Raw genomic sequence first — 18680 nt, 5'->3', positions numbered from 1 at the left:
AAATGGAGGAAAAAACATGAAAAAATATTCTCTTTTTGTCGTTGCAATCGTTTCAGCTTTAGTCGCCAGTTTGACAGTATATACAGGCATGCAATCAAACTCATGGTTTCAACAAACAACTAAACAGTCAAAAACTTCGAACTCGGCTGGAACTGCAACGGTAGCGACTACCGCCTACACAAGTAGTGACACGGCAACGACGGCTTACAATAAGGTGAAGAATGCCGTTGTTACGGTACAAAATTTGCAAAAAGCAGCCACGCTGAGCGACGGGTGGTCGTCTTTCTTTAATCAAGAAGAACAAAGTAGTAGTTCAGAGCTAGAGACAGCTTCAGAAGGATCTGGTGTTGTTTATAAAATTGCTGATGGATATGCTTATATTATCACAAACAATCACGTTGTCGCTGATTCAGATAAGTTGCAGCTAATTACGGCTAGCGGGAAAAAAGTTGAGGCAACTATTGTCGGCACTGATACAACAAAAGACTTAGCATTGTTAAAGGCCACAGCGACTGACATCAAAGTATCCGCATCATTTGGTAATTCTAAATCACTACTAGCAGGACAACAAGTATTAGCGATTGGGTCACCTTTAGGATCGGATTATGCTACTTCATTAACTAGTGGTATCGTCTCAGCACCGCGTCGAGAACTCACAGCAGAGGAGACCGGCTCATCTGCTACGACGGCAATTCAAACCGATACAGCTATTAACCCTGGTAACTCTGGGGGCCCGTTGATTAATCTTAAAGGACAGGTTATAGGGATTACCTCCTCAAAAATTGTTTCATCGACTGATGGCACAAGTGTTGAAGGCATGGGATTTGCTATCCCTGCTGATATTGTTCAATCCTTTATTGCTAAAACAGAAAAGTAAAAACCACTGTCTCGTTTTGAATTAAACCTGCTAACTTGATGATTGTCAAGTTAGCAGGTTTAATTTAGTTTAGACAGCGGTTTTTATATTGTACTTTGATACCAATCCAGTACTTGCTGCGGTGTTAAGCGTTCACCATGACCAACACGAGAAATTTCTTTTCCATTTTCAAATAAAACAAAAGATGGAATGCCTCGCATGTTGTGACTCGTAGCAAAGTCGATGTTGTCATCACGATCTGCATCAATCCAATCGGCAGTGGTTGTAACGGTATCTTTAATATTTTGAACAAAGGGTTTAATTGCTTTACAATCACCACACCAGTCGGCCGATAAGAATAAGACGTGGCGACCAGATTGGGCGATAGTGCGATCGAGTTCTTCGTTTGTGTGATGTAATTGTTCGTACATGTTTTCATCCTTTCTAATACTTGTCAGCATTATAGCATATTTTTCAGGGCATAATAAGGTGAATGATTATAACTTTATTGACATCTAATCTCATATCTGTATAATAAAAATGTGATATCACTTGATATCAAAACGTTTTTAAATTAACTACGATGATGTTTGTCATCGTCCAACCCGTGTTTGGAGGTAGCGCAATGATTGCGATGAATAATAATTTTGATGTTGAGTGTGCACAATTTATGCAAGCATAACTTTCAAAATTGTGCACTAGATTGCATGTAGGTTGTTCGAAAGTTTGACCTACTTATTTAGAGTACAAGGATAAAAAAATTGAATAAAATAAAACAATATCATGTCTCTTGCTTGGTGGAGGTGCGTCATGACAACGATTGAGGTACGTCACTTAAGAAGAACATTTACCGAAGTAAGCGAATTTGTGGCAGTTGATGATGTCTCTTTTAAGATTGAATCTGGCCAAATAGTAGCGTTATTAGGACCAAATGGTGCTGGGAAAACGACGACTGTCAAAATGATTTCTGGTTATCTGGCACCAACGAGTGGTGATGTATTAGTCGACGGTGTGAATATACTAACGCATCAAAAATTAATGGCTACAAATATTGCTACGGTTTTTGGGGGTGAATTAGGTTTTTATGCACGAGCCACAGCCTATGATAATTTGAACTTTTTTGCAACATTGTTTGGTATTTCCCGTCGAGAGCGACGTAACCGAATATCTCAGGCACTACAAGATGTTGACCTCGCCAATGTTAGTGACAAACAATTAGGGCAATTTTCTCGTGGTATGCGACAGAGAATGCATATCGCTCGTGCTTTATTGAAAGCAACAAATGTTATTTTGCTTGACGAACCCACCAGCGGATTGGATGTGGAAATTTCCCATGAAATACGACGATTAATACGCAAATTAGCAGATCAAGGAAAGACAATTTTGCTGACGAGTCATACAATGACTGAGGTTGAAGATTTAGCAGATCGGGTCTTGTTAATCGGTGGAGGTAAAATTCTTCATGATGGAACGGTGGCAAGCGTTGTAGCTTTATCAGGTGTCACCAAAGTTGACCGTCCAGCAACGCTTGAAGAGTCCTATTTGGCGCTTGCGCCAGAATTGAGGCGTCAACATGATTGACTTTATGACGTTGACTTGGTTTCATTTGAAGTTGTTTGCTCAAAACAGCTATTTTCGTACGATTGTTTTTGTGACCACGATTGGTTATGTATTGATGCAATATGTCGCTGCAAACGCTGTTCATGATTTGGGGAACCAAACGATTTGGTTGCGAGCAGGCATTATCGGTACTTGGGCGGCTGGTACTTCTGCAGCAGGTGTCATACCATATCAACGTGCACAAGGTACATTGGCTTATATTCTTGACACCACTAAAGGAGAAGCGATTAGCTTAGCGACTCTGATAATACCGGCAGCCTGTTTTGGTTTGTTAGCTTTTCCTGTGGCTTGGCTGACGAGTTTGGTCTTAGGAGTTAGTACTACAGGCATTACTTGGATTTTGGTGTTAGGGGTTATAACGCTGTGGTTAAGTGTCATATTACTAGATTTTGTTGTAGCCGGTTTATTTGTATTAACGCCAAATGCCATGCTGTACGAAAGTCTTTTATTAATACCGATTTTGATTGGTGCTGGCATCTACACTGTTCCGCAACGCTATCAAATGGTAGTCGAAGTATTAGGGTTGTTTCTGCCTATGGCAACACCTGTAAAAATGATTTTACAGCCTAACTTAGTCACGGGTATCGATGTGTTGCAAATGTTAATACTCAGTGTAGTATGGTTAATAATGGCACATTTTTTGTTGAAAATTTCTTTACGGCGACTACGTGTTACTGGCGATATGGCGGTGATCTAATGTTAAAAATAGACTTGCTTTCATTGCCTTATTTCAGAAATTGGCGAACGTTTGTTGTTAGTTTTGTGATTACACCCGTTTTAGAAATTTTAATGATTGGATTATTGCGTGCCCAATTTAGTTCAATTGCAGCGATTAAATCAGTGGTTGCCATTAGTTTAATGACCGCTGTTGGCACACTACTAGGCAGTTTATCAGCGCTTTTTGTTAACGATCAAGTCCGCGGAGTTGCCTTGGAGATGGCTGTTGAATCACCATACTCAATAAAATACTGGACCAGTAAATTTACCGCAGCCTTGATTGTTGCGTTAGGGCAGGTAATCATTACCTTATTTTTAGTGACAATTGTAACGCGAGATACTTCGTGGATAAGTCGAGCTGCTCTAGTGTTACCATTACTCTTGATTTATGGTGAAATCATTGCTTTTGTGGCGATTATTATATCGTGGCAACATGACGACCCTTATTTGACTGCAAACATTTTAGGGACAGTTATCATATTATTGAGTGGTGTTATTGTACCGGTATCACTTTATCCCAAATGGTTGGCTTTTCTCACGCAATGCTTACCTTTTTCTCAGACGATGCAATGGTTTTTAACTGGATCAGGGAGTCTATTCCTTGATAGTATTGTTGCGGGAATCTGGCTGTTGCTAGGAATCAGCATGTATCACTATCAAATTAAACGTGTTAAACGGCATGCCATGATTCAGTGATATCTTTTTTTATGTGGTTATTGTGAGATTTCATTTGTTAATTATGAAAATGCTATTGACATTATGTGGATATAAAGTTATAGTTAAAAGCAACATAAACGTTGAAGAGATAAGTACCATAAAATGCCTTAAAAAGAGAGTCTGTCGTTGGTGAAAGCAGATAAGGTTGCTTCTGGGAAAATGGTCTTGGAGTTTTCACGGATACGAGCAGGCGTACACTCATATGTGCAACGCAGTAAGTTGAAATCGGGTGTCACCCGTTACCAGACAACGTATTACCAAAGACTTTCACAGATGTTCTCGACGAAAGATTAGCGGCGTACGTTTGGAGGTGTGGGTGCGAGAACCTACATGAACACCGGGTGGTAACACGTTTTTCACGTCCCGCAATCTATTATTAATAGATTGCGGTTTTTTTGTGTTATTTTGCTAAATTGTCAAATTAAGGAGGTAAGTTATGAGTGTTATTTTAGAAAATGGCTTGTTAAAACAGCAGCAAACAATTATTGGTTCATACAAATTACTACAACCAACAATAACCATTTTATTAGTTAATCTGATGCCTAATCGTTTACAAACAGAAAAACAATTTGTCCGGCTGTTGAATTTTCTGCCAGTCAACGTGCGGGTTACTTTTGCAATACCAGCCACTCATAATTTAAGACATAATGCAGTCGAAGTGACTAATCATTATTTGACATTAGGGGGCGTTTGGCACCAACAATATGATGGGTTGATCGTAACTGGCGCGCCTGTTGACCAAATTAAGTTTGAGCAAGTCGATTATTGGCAAGAATTTCAACATTTATTGGAATGGCGAAAAACGCATGTTACGGAAAGCTTATTTGCCTGTTGGGCAACTTATGCGGCAGGTTATACTGAAAGAAATTTTCCAGTCAAAGCGATTAAAAACAAAGTGTCGGGCGTCTATCGCCCTGGGCATGTCGCGCAAAGCGAGCTAACTTGGGACTTAGATGTGTTGAAAATGCCACAATCTCGATACTTTACTATACCGTCATTGGGTATACCACGACGGCTAAGAGTGGCTGATGATGACGAATTGGGTGCTTTTATTCTCCGAGATGAAAGCGTGAACTCGACGTATATCAGCGGTCATCTGGAGTATGACACAACAACTCTGGCTGATGAATATTATCGGGACTCAGCCGGTGACAATCAGACACTTGAACCGGAAAATTATTTTGTTAATGGGCGTCCACGCAACAGTTGGCAAGACACAGCAAACCAATTTTTTAAAAATTGGGGGCAACTAATTGTGGCAAAGACAAACAAAATAACAGCAATTAACCTAATATCAGCATTGAATTGAGAAACTTATGACAAATATAGATACTTTATTAGCACAAGGTGGTAATGGCACCGATGACATGAAAACTGGCGCCGTTGTAAGTCCACTGTATTTTTCAACGGCTTATCGGCATCCAGGTTTAGGAGAATCAACAGGATTTGACTACGCCCGAATGAATACACCAACCAGAAGCATTTTGGAAGAACAATTGGCCGAGTTAGAGTATGGTCGGCAAGCATTTGCTACAAGTTCCGGCATGGCGGCAATTGACCTAGTGTTTGATGCTTTAATTCAATCAGGTAATCATTTTATTACATCTGATGATTTATATGGTGGCACATATCGCTATTTTGATGGATTGGTCGAACATAATGGTGTGACCTATGACGTCTGGACAGATGGGGATGATATTTTGAAACTCATTAAACCAGAGACCAAGTTAATCTGGATTGAGACACCTTCCAATCCAACTATGAAAGTTATTGACATTCATTGGTTATGTGAAACGGTTAAAGCGGTGCGTCCGGATATACTAGTCGCGGTAGACAACACATTTTTAACACCCATTTTCCAAAATCCGATACCACTCGGCGCTGATATTGTCGTTCATTCTGCTACAAAGTATTTAGGTGGGCACAATGATATTTTAGCTGGTGTTGTCGTTGCTGGGCGAGATGATTTAGCCCAAAAAATTGAAGATACATTGGTCACACGTGGGCAGGTGCTAGATTCATTTAGTGCTTGGTTGTTGTTAAGAAGCCTGAAAACCTTACATTTGAGAATGGCAAGGCATAATGAAAATGGTCATTTTCTAGCTGAAAAATTAGCAAGTGTTTCAGGAGTAGATCACGTTTTGTATGCAGGATTAGGTGGTATGGTGAGTTTTTATTTGTCAGAAGATTATGATGTTGATCGTTTTTTAAAAGGGCTTAATATTTGTTCATTTGCTGAGAGTCTAGGTGGACCTGAGACGTTGATTACAATACCGTCTGTTCAAACACATCATGATATGACAGCCGAGCAACGAGAAAAACTCGGAATTACGGATCATCTTGTGCGTGTCAGTGCAGGTCTTGAGGAAAAACATGATATTCTAGATGATTTGGTAAATGCAATACAGGGGGCAAGGCAATGAGCGAGTGGACAGATATTATTCAGGCAGCAACTGTGCACGATCCTATATCTGGTGCGATTAACACGCCTATTCAATTAAGTTCGACATTTGATCAACCATCATTTGATCAGTTTGGTGAATATGACTACGCACGATCCGGCAATCCGACACGCGAGGCAGGCGAACAAGCAATTGCAACACTAGAGCATGGAAAATATGGTTATTTGTTTAGTACTGGCATGGCGGCAATCAGCAGTGTGTTGTTTACCTTATCGGCTGGGGATCATTTAGTTGTAAGTCAGCATGTATACGGTGGGACATTTCGCGTGTTAGAAGAAATTTTACCGCGTTGGGGGATTACACATGACTTTGTCGATTTTGCTGATGAATCGGCTATTGAAGCAGCTATTAAACCAGAAACCAAAGCGCTGTATATTGAAACACCATCCAATCCCATTTTGCATATTACGGATATTAAAGCAGTGGTAGCCATTGCTAAAGCACACGGGTTACTCACAATTGCTGATAATACATTTATGTCACCATTTCTGCAAAAGCCATTAGATTTAGGTGTAGATATCGTTGTCCACTCAGCAACCAAATTTTTGGCGGGGCATTCAGATATTTTGGCAGGTGCAGTAGTGGTCAATGACCAGCAATTAGCTGATAAAATTTATTTTATTCAAAATGCCGTCGGTGCAACACTTGGTGTTTTGGATACATGGTTATTATTACGAGGTATTAAGACATTGGGAGTTCGAATGTCTCACGCTGCTCATTCTGCACAAGAAATTGCGGAACATTTAGCACAACATCCTAAAATCGTCAACGTACTATATCCCGGCCTGGCAACACATCCAGGGCACGATGTTCACTTAGCACAAGCAAAAAATGGTGGCGCTGTACTGAGTTTTGATGTTGGTAGTGAAGCCAATGCCAGACGACTCGTTTCCGCACTTAAAATACCCGCATTTTCAGTTAGCTTGGGTGCAGTGGAAAGTATCATCAGCTATCCACCTAAAATGAGCCACGCTGAACTCAATCAAACAGAATTGGACAAGACTGGTATTAGCCCTGGATTATTGAGATTTTCAGTGGGATTAGAAGATGTGGCTGATTTAATTAGTGACTTAGACGCTGGATTGGCAACAATTTGAATATTAGAAGGAGAGAAAACATGACAACTGCAGGAAAATTAAACTATCATTTTGACCAAGTAGGTTCGTATTTGCGTCCCAAAAACTTGAAAGAGGCACGTGAACAGTACGCTGATGGTGAAATCACAGCTGATGCATTGCGCGAGGTACAACAGACAGAAATTAAAAAGTTAGTAACTAAGCAAGTAGAAGCTGGTCTATTGGCAGTGACTGACGGTGAATTTAATCGTTCATGGTGGCATTTGGATTTCTTGGGTCAATTGGGTGGTTTTGAATTTTATGATCAAGCAGATTCTTACAAATTTCATGGTGAAAAAACACGGTCTACTAACGTACGTATCAATGGTAAGGTCCATGCTAATTTGGATCATCCATTCTTTAAAGATTTTCAATATTTGAAATCAATCGTGCCAGACGGTGTGGAACCTAAACAGACGATTCCATCACCTAGTTTAATCATCAATCGTGATCACCGTTCTGATTTGTGGTCAAAGTATTATGATACATGGGAAGCCTTTTTAGATGATTTGGCACAAGCTTATCATGACACGTTACAACATTTTTATGATTTGGGCGCCCGTTATATTCAACTCGATGATACAACTTGGGCATATTTGATTTCACAACTCAATGCGAGTGCAGAAAATCCAGAACAACACGCACAATTTGTTAAGACTGCTGAAGATGATGTCTATGTCATTAATAAAGCACTAGCAGGGCTACCTGATGATCTTAAATTATCGACGCACATTTGTCGTGGTAACTTTAAGTCAACTTATTTATTTGAGGGTGGCTATGAACCGGTGGCTAAATATTTGGGCCAACTAAACTATGACGCTTTTTTCTTGGAATATGATAATGATCGTTCCGGTGATTTTGAACCTTTGACGACCATTTATAACGGACGAGACAATGTGGAAATTGTGCTAGGTTTGTTGACGTCTAAATCTGCGGATTTAGAAAATGTTGACGATGTGGTGGCACGGATTAACGAAGCTGCCAGATTTGTACCTAAAAAGCAATTAGCATTGTCAACACAATGTGGTTTTTCGTCCACTGAAGAAGGAAATATTTTGACAATTCCTGATCAGTGGCGCAAACTTGACTTGATTAAGCGGATTGCGGATGCAGAATTAGCTTAATTAGACTAAATAAGGAGATGGTATGGGCAAAAAAACTTGGTTTGTGATATTGGCCGTTTTGGTCATTATTGTGGGTGGTGTGACATATGCAAAGGCCTCAAAAAGGGCATCAACTAACACCATTACAATTGGTTCAGTCACCAGTGACGCCGATATTTGGCGACATTTAGCGAAAAGTGATGCTGCCAAACGCTTAAAATTAAACATCAAAGTCAAAGAGTTTACAGATGGCTTGACGCTTAACAAAGCAACCGCGGAGGGGCAAGTAGATGTTAACGCTTTTCAGTCATATAGCTACTTTCAAGCATTTAATCAAGACAGTAAAGATGGAAAGTTAGTTGCAATTGGAACAACTTATTTGGAACCGCTGGGTATTTATTCTGGTAAATATAAGTCGGTAAAAGATATTCCGGATGGGGCAACGATTGCGATTGCCAAGGACCAAGCAGATGAAGCGCGTGGGTTAAAATTATTAGCCGATGCTGGTTTGATTAAAATTGCGTCTAATTTTGGCGCTTTAGATGGTTTGGAAAAAGTAACATCTAACCCGCACCATTTCAAATTTAAAGAAATTGATGATACAACCGGTGGGCGGCTACTAAATGACAATGGCGTCGATGCTGTATTGATATCTAATTCGGTTTCACAAGCTGCTGGATTAAATGTTTTAAAGGATGCCATTTACTATGAACACATCAATAATCACACCCGCGCAAATGTCAATATTTTAGCAACAGCAGCTAAAAATAAAGGCAATAAGACGTATCAAAAGTTGTTAACGCTATACCGTGATAAAGCGTCACAAAAATACATCACCGACAAATATCATGGTACAAAAACTGAAGTGGTTAAGCCACTATCGTATTTTAAAGGAGTGAAATAATGTCAGAAACAGTTGTTGAAAGTTTTACCTTAGATCATACAAAAGTTAAAGCGCCTTATGTGCGTGTGATTGAAACACAAGCCGGTCCCAATGGTGGCAGTATTACCAACTATGATTTGCGCCTCACGCAACCTAACGAAACAGCCATTGAAACTGGTGGGTTACATACTTTAGAGCATCTTTTTGCGGGTCTAGTACGTGATGAAATTGATGGTATTATTGATATTTCGCCATTTGGTTGCCGCACTGGTTTCCATGTTATTTCGTGGGTAAACTATGATTCTGAAACATTGGCTAAGGTTTTCAAAAAGGTTTTGGAAAAAATTGTCAGTGATGAAGTGACTGAAGTACCAGCCGCTGAAATTGAAAGCTGTGGGAACTTTAAAGACCACAGTCTTCATTCTGCCAAAGAATGGGCTAAAATTATTTTGGCGCAAGGCATTTCAAGTGATGCCTTTGAACGCAAAATTGTTTAGATTTAAATGAAAATAAGTTGACAAAATAATTAAAATAAGATATATTATTTCTAACGTAGAAAAGATAAGTAGTATTCTATCAGATAAAGAGAGTTCGCGTTTGGTGAGAGCGGATTGTGAGAAAATACGAATATGGTCTTGGAGTGATTAATAGTGTGAGTGATCATTAGATATGAACACAAGCATTGTTCGGGTGCGCCCGTTATAGCCGCGCCAATTCTTAATTGTTTTTCAGCAATTGATGATTGATGTTGAGGTGTGCTCGCGTGAGCAGCACATAAACACCGGGTGGTAACACGACAAGTCGTCCCGCAGTCTATTAATTTAGACTGCGGTTTTTTGATGGTTGCATTTAGAAAAGGCAGCGCGGTGTGTCATTAGAAAGGAAGTCGCAATGACTAGATACCAAAAAATACAGTATTTACACGCAGATAAAGTTGCGACAGCAGTGTTTTTACGAGGCAGTGGTGCTCAAATGAGTGGGTAAATGCTTACTAATTTGATGTCAAAAAATATTGCATGATAACAACAGGAGAATAATAATGACAACACAAACATTACAAAAAATTGGATTCCAACATGTCGGTTCATTTCTAAGACCAGAAGCATTGAAGGAGGCACGGCAATCGTTTGCTGCAGGTAATATCACAGCTGAGGAACTCGAAGGTGTCGAAAATGCAGCAATCACAGAACTTGTGAACAAAGAAGTTGAGGCAGGTTTAGATGTCGTCACAGATGGTGAGTTTCGTCGTTCTTATTGGCATTTGGACAATTTCTGGGGATTTGATGGTGTAGAACGCTTTAATTACGGCGAAGGCTATTTCTTTGCACATGAAGAAACGCGTGATGATTCAGCGCGTTTGACGGGAAAATTAGGTTTTAATGCGGATACGCATCCATTTATCCAACACTTTAAATTCGTCAAAGCTTTGGCAGATGAAGCTGGTGTGGCAGCTAAAATCACGATTCCATCACCCTCGCAATTCTATGGTGAGCTGAGCCGTGGCGTTAATGTGGAACGCATTGCCGAACATTATGATAGTAATGAAGAATTGTTTGAAGATATTAAACGCGTCTACCATGAAGAAATACTAGCTTTGTACAATGCTGGTGCACGAACTGTTCAGCTTGACGACTGTACTTGGGGGTTGCTAGTTGATCCAAAGTTTAAGGATGTCTATGCCGCAACTGGATTTGATATTAATGATTTGAAAAGATTATACCTTGATTTGAATAATGGTGCGATTGCTGATTTGCCTGACGATTTAACCATTAATACACACGTTTGTCGCGGTAATTATCATTCTGATTGGGCAACAAGTGGTGGCTATGATGATGTAGCAGATGAGTTATTTGGTCAAGAAAATGTAACCAATTACTTCCTCGAATATGATTCTGAACGCGCGGGTGGCTTTGCACCGTTGGCAAAAGTATCTGGCGACAAGCAGGTTGTGCTGGGATTAATCACCACAAAATCTGGTGAACTGGAAGATAAGGGAACTATCATCGCAAGAATCCACGAAGCGACTAAATATTTGCCATTGGATCGGCTTTGGTTATCAACCCAGTGTGGCTTTGCGTCAACCGAAGAAGGGAACATTTTGACTGATGCACAACAATGGGCTAAATTACAGTTGGTAAAAGAAATTTTAGATGAACTTTGGGGATAAGCGAATTATTGTTTTAAAATTAAATTTATCTTTTTTAAATTAGACTATTGACATTTTAAAACAATGGTGTCATAATAATTTTATTAACTTAAAGGAAAAATGTTACATGCAACGTCTCAGTGTAAACAACTTCACACAAAGCATTCAAATCAACATTGTCGTCATTATTATTTGACTTCAAGGTTGGTTCACTTTGTGATGCTAGCCTTTGATAAAAAGGCTGGCGTGAAGTTGTCGACTTGAGTCGTATAACTTAAAGGAGCGCTAGTATATCTAGCGCTCCTTTTTTCTTAGAGTTTTTTCATAAGATGCGCAGCTTATGAGCAAAAAATGGAGCAAGGGCAACAAGCCCAAAGGGGAATTATTATGGACGCAACAGTATCAAAAACGCAATCATCACATGCGACTGACAAAACTGAAAAATTACGTGATCGCAAAGCAAATCCGCGAACTGTTCGAGAAGTTGTTTATGACGTCTCACAAGGCATTTCACACGCCATCCTTGCCGTCTTGGGTATGGGATTATTAATGGCATCGCTTGGTAACGCATTTCATTTCACACCATTAGTACAGGTTGGATTGATGGGTCAAAAAATGTTGGCACCTGCTTTGGGTGTTGGTATCGCAATTGCGATGCGTTCAAATTTGCTCACAACTGGTGCTGCCTTAATTGCGGCCACTGTTGGATCTAACGCTGTTTACTTTACTTCGGCAGTTGCACCAGCTACCCATACTGCTACGGGATGGGCTGCAGATCAGGCCGCTGGTTCACTAGTGATGACGTCTGGACAACCTATTTCTGCGGTGTTGGCTGCTTTGATGGCAGTGCTTGTCGGTAATTGGTTAACAGGCAAAACGCCTTTGGACATGATGCTAGTACCATTTGGTGCTGTGTTGGCTGGTACATTCTTTGGCTTAGCTACTGCATCTGTGACAACGCCATTCTTGAATTGGGTATCAGAATCACTTGCCTCAACCATGAAAATCAATCCATTCTTGGGTGCGTTTGTTGTCTCAGTTGTTTGGTTCTTGTTTTTGATGACACCTGCTTCTTCTGCAGCGCTGGCAATTGCGGTTATGCTTGATCCACTATCTGGTGGTGCTGCATTAATTGGTACCACTGCAGGGTTTGTCGTTTATACAGCAATGGGTTGGAAGCAAAATGATTTGGGTGCCAATTTTGCACAAACGATTGTCACGCCAAAAGTGCAATTTCCAAACTTGCTTAAGAGTCCGTTATTGATGTTTGGTCCAGCTTTGATTGCCGGAGTTTCTGCGATGGTAGCTGTTGGTATCTTCGGATTGAAAGTTCCATTTGCCATTGCTGGATTAGGATTGAATGGCTTTATCGCACCGATTGCTTTAGCCTCAAGTGACCCTCGCGGATTGCTGTTAGTGGCAGTCTTTGGTATTGTTGTACCAGTTGTTGCTTCATTAACCTTTTATTATTTCTTGCGCAAAACAGGACACACTAAAGAAAACGATTTGCATCTTGAAGTTGTTTAACAATGTGTGTTGTTTGTTACAAAGTCGTCATATTGACGGCTTTTTTAATACATAAAAGTAGCGTAGAATATGTTGAGTAATAAATAAATGTATTGAGAGATTATGATATGTTTCAAAATATCAAACGCATCTTGATTGGAAAGCCATTAAAAACGTTGGACGAGGGTGGGCAGTCTTTGTCAAAGACAAAAGCCTTGGCGTTGCTTTCATCAGATGCTTTATCATCAGTTGCTTATGGAACAGAGTCAATTACAACAGCCTTATTGGCTGCAGGTGCGGTTGCACTGTGGCTGCAGGTACCAATCGCATTGCTTGTTTTGGTGCTGTTAGCGGCTATTGTAATGAGTTATCGACAAATTATTCACGCTTACCCATCGGGTGGTGGTGCATATGCTGTGGCAAGTGAAAATTGGGGATCTAAGGCTGGTTTAGTGGCTGGTGGCTCACTGTTAGTTGACTATATGCTAACGGTTGCCGTTTCAGCGTCGGCAGCGGCAGACGCAATTACGGCAGCTGTGCCTGCGATTCTACCATTTACGGTACCACTGTCGATTATTGTGGTTTTGCTTTTAACTGGTATGAACTTGCGTGGCCTTCGGGAGAGCGCCAATTTCTTAATGATTCCAGTCTATTTTTTTATAACGGTTTTGGCGATTATGATTGCTTGGGGTGTTTTTCAAGCAGTGACTGGACAGTTGCCTTATCATGCTGCGGCTAAAATTGGGACTAGCTTTAGTGGCTTATCATTTGTCTTGTTCATGCGTGCCTTTTCAAGTGGGTCATCTTCTTTAACTGGAGTTGAAGCAATTTCCAATGCGGTACCTAATTTTAAGGTACCTAAAGAGAAGCACGCGGCATCAACATTAGCTTTGATGGCATTAATTTTGGCAGCATTCTTTGGTGGTATTACTTTTCTAAGTTATTGGTATGGCATCCACCCTAATGCCCATTCAACGGTATTATCACAGATTGCAATGACAACATTTGGGGGACAAAATATTGGCTTCTATATTGTGCAATTAGCGACAGCGATGATTTTAGCTGTTGCGGCGAATACTGGATTTTCGGCTTTTCCGATGTTGGCATTGAACCTAGCGCGTGATAAATATTTGCCACATCTTTACATGGATAAAGGTGATCGTTTAGGATATTCAAATGGTATTTTGTCATTATCTTTTGGGGCAATCATCTTATTGCTTATTTTTCATGGTTCTACGGATGCCTTGATTCCACTGTATGCTGTTGGTGTCTTTGTACCATTTACATTGTCACAATCAGGCATGATAATTCACTGGTGGCATAAAAAACCAAAAAATTGGGTTTTGAAAGCAGTTATTAATTTTGTTGGCGCCTTTATTTCAGCTGTTTTGGTGATAACGTTGTTTGCCACCAGAATTGAACATGTCTGGCCATACTTGTTGATTATGCCTGTGGTGATGTTTACTTTTCTAAAAATCAAACATCATTATTTGAGCATTGGTAAACAGTTGAGGCTCCAGTATGCCAAAAATGATAACGCCGTTCGTCATCATTACGATGGCGCAACGGTAATTGTATTGGTGTCAAATATTACTAAGGTGACGACTGAAGCGATTGATTATGCACAATCAATTGGCGATTATGTTGTTGCTATGCATGTTAGTTTTGATGTTAATCCAAAAAAAGAGCTGGAAACTTCAACACAATTTAAGTTGGACTTTCCAGATGTGAGATATGTCGATATTCATTCGTCGTATCGTTCCATTGTCAAACCAGCATTGAGCTTCGTTGACGCAGTGGCAAAACAAGCCAAAAAGCGCAATCATTCAGTCACTGTTTTGGTGCCACAATTCGTGCCTAAAAAGCCTTGGCAAAACGTTTTGCATAACCAAAACTCTTTACGCTTACGAACGGCATTTGCTTCGCGAGAAGATATTTCTGTTTCAACATATTATTATCATTTAACTGAGTAATGTGGTCTGCATCGGTGTCTCGACCGGTGCATCACGTACATAAATGTGCTATTTAGGCACAATTTTTACCATTATAGGAGGCTATAACCATGTCAATGGAAACAAAATGGACGCTATTTTTTATTTGGGTGGTCATTGCAATGACAATCTCAACCGTTGGTTTAGTTATGATTATACGGTGGTACCATCGTGAAGTTAAAAAGGTCAAAGCACAAAAACATGAAGAAACAGACCAAAAAAAATCATAATTTCTACAAAAATAGGTGTTCATGTATGAATATACGTGCATAAAATGCTATCATGACGTATAATCTTAGATATAAGATAATAATTAAGGATAATTGCGATGAAAATTTTGATGATTGAAGACAATAAATCTGTATCCGAGATGATGAGCATGTTTTTCAAAAAGGAAGGTTGGCAAGCAACATACAGCTATGATGGTAATCAAGCAGTTGTACTATTCGCTGAAGATCCTTTCGCATTTGATTTAATTACATTGGATCTCAATTTACCGGGATTAGGTGGCATGCAGGTAGCGGCAAAAATACGTGAGATGAATGATAACGTGCCACTAATCATGTTAACTGCAAGAGACAGTGAATCAGATCAGGTATTAGGTCTTGAAATGGGAGCTGATGATTACGTCACCAAGCCCTTTAGTCCGATTACATTAATTGCTCGTATTAAAGCGATTGCCCGCCGTGCAGAAAAGGCGGCCATCAATTCCCAACCGACCCACGAAAAATTTGACGTGACAACGGAACATTTCCAACTTAATTCGAATACTCGTGAGGCATTCTTGGATGGCAAACCAGTTAAAGCATTGACACCAAAGGAATTCGAATTACTCAAGACGCTAGCGCTTAAACCTCGACAAGTGTTTTCTCGAGAACAATTGTTGCAGATGGTGTGGGATTATGAATATTTTGGGGATGAACGTACCGTTGATGCTCATGTGAAAAAGTTACGTCAAAAAATTGAAAAAGCTGGACCTCAAGTTATTCAGACAGTTTGGGGAGTCGGTTATAAGTTCGATGATTCAGGAGTTGAACCAGAATGAAAATTATGCACCAACAGATGCTCGCTTTTCTCGCCATCCTTATGACGATGATTGTCATTGTTGGTTTTTTATTTGCGCAATTTATGTTTCACTCTGTTTACGAACAGACATACAGTAATCTCAATAATTACGCGACGACTTTTTTTTCATTGGTGGTTGATACTGAAGATGACAGTGGCAACAAATTAAATGTAGATCCTAGTGCATTTAAAACTGCTAAAAAAGTCATGTCAGATCAAGGTGTTGAAGTGTCGATTTATGATAACAAGACCCACAAGCGCGTTTATGGTAATACTGGCCCTAAAAAGATTAGTGAAACACTTTGGCAAGAAACTTTTTCTGGTGACTCACGAGTTAAACGAACACGAACAGGTGAACAACTATCAGTGTATCGTGGTTGGATGTATGGTGGTGAAAAACTAGGTGTGGTTCGTGTTTCACGCCAAATTGTAGGACGCAGTGCGCAATCAACAATGTTGTTAGAAGAAATGGTTGCTGCCATGGTGATAGGTGGTACGTTAGCAATGTCATTAGCAGCTGTTATTTCGTGGCGTTGGTCACACGTGATTACAGATATGCAACAAGCCACAGAGCAAATGGCCGAAGGTAATTATGAACTCAAGCTAAAGCGAACTGGTAAAGACGAACTCGGTCATTTAGCCGGTGATATCAATAATTTATCATTAGCATTACGCGCCCAAAGTGATGAAATTATTGAGCAAGAGGAACGACGAAAGCAATTTATGGCTAATGCCTCGCATGAAATGCGTACACCACTGACGACTATGTCAGGTCTGCTAGAAGGATTGGCTTATGATGTTTTTCCGGAAGAAGAAAAGTCGCGTGCTTATGCATTGATGCAAAAAGAGACACAACGGCTCATTCGTTTGGTAGAAGAAAATCTTGACTATGAAAAGTTAAGGGCGAATAAAATTGTCTTACGAAAACAAAAAATTGATGCTTACAAAATGATTAGTGATTTAAGCAACCAGTTAGCTAGTAAAGCAGCCCATGAAGAGACGACTATTGAGATTTCAGGTGATCAACAAGCTACGGTTTTTGGCGATCAGGATAGACTGACGCAGGTGCTTTTTAATTTGATCAATAATGCTATCCAATTCACGCAGAGGGGACAAATTAAGGTGTCAGTGGCCCGCCAAGGTAATGCCACAATCTTTAAGGTGGCAGATACTGGCATTGGCATGACAGCTGAACAAGTTGACAATGTTTTTGAGCGTTACTATAAGGCTGATCCGTCCCGTATGTCAACTAAGGGTGAATCAGGCATTGGTATGGCGATTGTCAAACAGATTGTCACATTGCATGATGGTGATATCACGATTGATTCCACACCAAAAGTTGGTACGACAATCACTGTTACTATACCAGATCAGCAGACTGTCAATTAATTTTCGTCAAGGGCATGTTTACAAGATTTTGACGGAAATATAACATCAATCCCTTATACTGAAACTATCAGATATGAGGAGATTGAGCCATGCAATTAACAGGCAACGATGCCAACATTAAGGCATTTGACACGACAGATACTGATTTTCAAACGACGGCCAGCGAGAAAAAAATACTCACAATTTTATTAGGTGTGGGTGTGCTGAGTCTCTTGGTGGCGACATTTTTTGATAAGAACGTCACTAATGCAGTTATGGACCAAAATTCAATTTTTGGTAATGTTTTTCAAAACTATGCCGACCAAGGCGCTGGCATTGTATTGTTTGCTGCATTTGAAATTATTGCGTGGACTATCTGGCGACGGGTACAAGATGATGTTTTGCGCTATGTGATGACGATTGGTGCGCTAGCGTTTGCGTTTAATCAAATGTTGGCTATTTTGCAAGATATGTTGAGCTATACTTATTCAATGTTGAATAATTTATCTAAGGGTATTCCAATGGGCGTGGCAAACAATACTTCTGCGGTGAAAAATTATCCCGAAGTTTTGCGCTGGGGACTGGCTGTCGTTTTAACCGTTGTGCTGTCATTCTTCTTTTATAATTGGTTACAAAGTAAAAGCGATGCAGACATTCGTTACTTGGTCACAGCGGCGTTAGTTGGTATTGCAGTGGTCTTTATCGCGCAAACGACGATTGGTGAAATGAAGTCATTATGGGGACGCTTTCGACCTTATGAAATGACGACAGTTGCCGGCAATACGATGAGTGAATTTACCCCGTGGTATCATTTAAATGGTATTAATGGTCATAACTCATTTCCCTCAGGTCATACCATGTCTGGGTGGTTATTCCTCTTCTTGGTTTTCTTTGTTCCTCGTGGCAACATTAGTGCTCAGAAGAAAATGACGATTTTTGGGATTGCTATGGGAATATTGACCGCAATGAGTCGTGTGCGCATTGGTGTTCACTGGTTGAGTGATGTTACGGTTTCAAGTATTATTGTTGGCTTGATTATTTTCATGGCAAGCCGCTTATTAGCTGCACACTTTGTTGAACCAACAAAATAAATATTTTAAAGCATACAAAAAGCGGTAATCAATGATTGCC

At 40.1% G+C, this 18680-nt stretch carries 18 protein-coding genes and 1 other annotated feature; of the genes, 17 read left to right on the top strand and 1 reads right to left on the bottom strand.

All coding sequences use genetic code 11. The annotated features are described in order from the left end of the window. The first annotated feature begins 16 nt into the window (after positions 1 to 16). Complete coding sequence (locus FF105_RS07600; protein ID WP_010278162.1) at positions 17 to 877, top strand: S1C family serine protease; 861 nt, start codon at positions 17 to 19, stop codon at positions 875 to 877. An 83-nt stretch (positions 878 to 960) separates the two neighbouring features. Here the strand turns inward: FF105_RS07600 and FF105_RS07595 are convergent, their stop codons facing one another. Then, complete coding sequence (locus FF105_RS07595) at positions 961 to 1287, bottom strand: thioredoxin family protein (protein WP_010278159.1); 327 nt, start codon at positions 1285 to 1287, stop codon at positions 961 to 963. Positions 1288 to 1666: 379 nt separating this feature from the next. Here FF105_RS07595 and FF105_RS07590 point away from each other — a divergent pair, with 379 nt between their 5' ends. The 16 genes from FF105_RS07590 (at position 1667) to FF105_RS07515 (ending at position 18640) form a co-directional block, all read left to right on the top strand. Beyond that, on the top strand, positions 1667 to 2437 hold the full coding sequence (locus tag FF105_RS07590; protein ID WP_010278155.1) for an ABC transporter ATP-binding protein: 771 nt from the start codon (positions 1667 to 1669) through the stop codon (positions 2435 to 2437). After that, positions 2430 to 3173, top strand: coding sequence for a hypothetical protein (locus FF105_RS07585; protein ID WP_010278148.1), 744 nt, complete (start codon positions 2430 to 2432; stop codon positions 3171 to 3173). The genes FF105_RS07590 and FF105_RS07585 overlap by 8 nt, the downstream gene beginning before the upstream one ends. Next, positions 3173 to 3889, top strand: coding sequence for an ABC transporter permease (locus FF105_RS07580; protein ID WP_010278146.1), 717 nt, complete (start codon positions 3173 to 3175; stop codon positions 3887 to 3889). The genes FF105_RS07585 and FF105_RS07580 overlap by 1 nt, the downstream gene beginning before the upstream one ends. Before the next feature lie 457 nt (positions 3890 to 4346). Next, a complete protein-coding gene (locus tag FF105_RS07575; RefSeq protein WP_010278144.1) occupies positions 4347 to 5219 on the top strand; it encodes a homoserine O-acetyltransferase/O-succinyltransferase family protein in 873 nt (290 codons plus the stop codon). A 7-nt stretch (positions 5220 to 5226) separates the two neighbouring features. Then, entirely contained in the window at positions 5227 to 6333 is a 1107-nt protein-coding gene (locus tag FF105_RS07570) for a trans-sulfuration enzyme family protein (RefSeq protein WP_290046568.1), read from the top strand. Continuing rightward, positions 6330 to 7469, top strand: a complete 1140-nt coding sequence (locus FF105_RS07565) for a trans-sulfuration enzyme family protein (RefSeq protein WP_010278137.1) — start codon at positions 6330 to 6332, stop codon at positions 7467 to 7469. The genes FF105_RS07570 and FF105_RS07565 overlap by 4 nt, the downstream gene beginning before the upstream one ends. Before the next feature lie 20 nt (positions 7470 to 7489). Next, on the top strand, positions 7490 to 8611 hold the full coding sequence (locus FF105_RS07560) for a vitamin B12 independent methionine synthase (protein WP_010278136.1): 1122 nt from the start codon (positions 7490 to 7492) through the stop codon (positions 8609 to 8611). Positions 8612 to 8633: 22 nt separating this feature from the next. Further along, on the top strand, positions 8634 to 9494 hold the full coding sequence (locus tag FF105_RS07555; protein WP_010278134.1) for a MetQ/NlpA family ABC transporter substrate-binding protein: 861 nt from the start codon (positions 8634 to 8636) through the stop codon (positions 9492 to 9494). After that, complete coding sequence (locus FF105_RS07550) at positions 9494 to 9970, top strand: S-ribosylhomocysteine lyase (protein WP_010278132.1); 477 nt, start codon at positions 9494 to 9496, stop codon at positions 9968 to 9970. The genes FF105_RS07555 and FF105_RS07550 overlap by 1 nt, the downstream gene beginning before the upstream one ends. 47 nt (positions 9971 to 10017) lie before the next feature. Next, positions 10018 to 10285 (top strand) — a binding site (T-box leader). A gap of 227 nt (positions 10286 to 10512) precedes the next feature. Then, the gene (locus FF105_RS07545; protein WP_010278128.1) at positions 10513 to 11640 is read left to right on the top strand and encodes a 5-methyltetrahydropteroyltriglutamate--homocysteine S-methyltransferase; all 1128 of its coding nucleotides are present in this window, start codon (positions 10513 to 10515) and stop codon (positions 11638 to 11640) included. Positions 11641 to 12006: 366 nt separating this feature from the next. Beyond that, the gene (locus FF105_RS07540) at positions 12007 to 13146 is read left to right on the top strand and encodes a PTS transporter subunit IIC (protein WP_290046567.1); all 1140 of its coding nucleotides are present in this window, start codon (positions 12007 to 12009) and stop codon (positions 13144 to 13146) included. A gap of 107 nt (positions 13147 to 13253) precedes the next feature. Then, positions 13254 to 15098 carry an APC family permease gene (locus FF105_RS07535; RefSeq protein WP_010278122.1) on the top strand — a complete coding sequence of 615 codons (1845 nt, stop codon included), beginning with the start codon at positions 13254 to 13256 and terminating at the stop codon, positions 15096 to 15098. Positions 15099 to 15187: 89 nt separating this feature from the next. Then, positions 15188 to 15346: a hypothetical protein gene (locus FF105_RS07530; protein WP_010278119.1), complete on the top strand. Its 159-nt coding sequence runs from the start codon at positions 15188 to 15190 to the stop codon at positions 15344 to 15346. Positions 15347 to 15444: 98 nt separating this feature from the next. Next, positions 15445 to 16161, top strand: coding sequence for a response regulator transcription factor (locus FF105_RS07525; RefSeq protein ID WP_010278116.1), 717 nt, complete (start codon positions 15445 to 15447; stop codon positions 16159 to 16161). Then, complete coding sequence (locus FF105_RS07520) at positions 16158 to 17570, top strand: sensor histidine kinase (RefSeq protein WP_010278113.1); 1413 nt, start codon at positions 16158 to 16160, stop codon at positions 17568 to 17570. The genes FF105_RS07525 and FF105_RS07520 overlap by 4 nt, the downstream gene beginning before the upstream one ends. An 89-nt stretch (positions 17571 to 17659) precedes the next feature. Continuing rightward, positions 17660 to 18640: a phosphatase PAP2 family protein gene (locus FF105_RS07515; RefSeq protein WP_290046566.1), complete on the top strand. Its 981-nt coding sequence runs from the start codon at positions 17660 to 17662 to the stop codon at positions 18638 to 18640. The last annotated feature ends 40 nt before the right edge of the window (positions 18641 to 18680 follow it).

This window comes from Leuconostoc sp. UCMA20149 (assembly GCF_030400235.1).
GTDB classification, from domain to species: Bacteria; Bacillota; Bacilli; order Lactobacillales; family Lactobacillaceae; genus Leuconostoc; species Leuconostoc pseudomesenteroides.
Note: the sequence above shows the minus strand (reverse complement) of the source record. Positions and strands in the feature narration are given on the sequence as shown.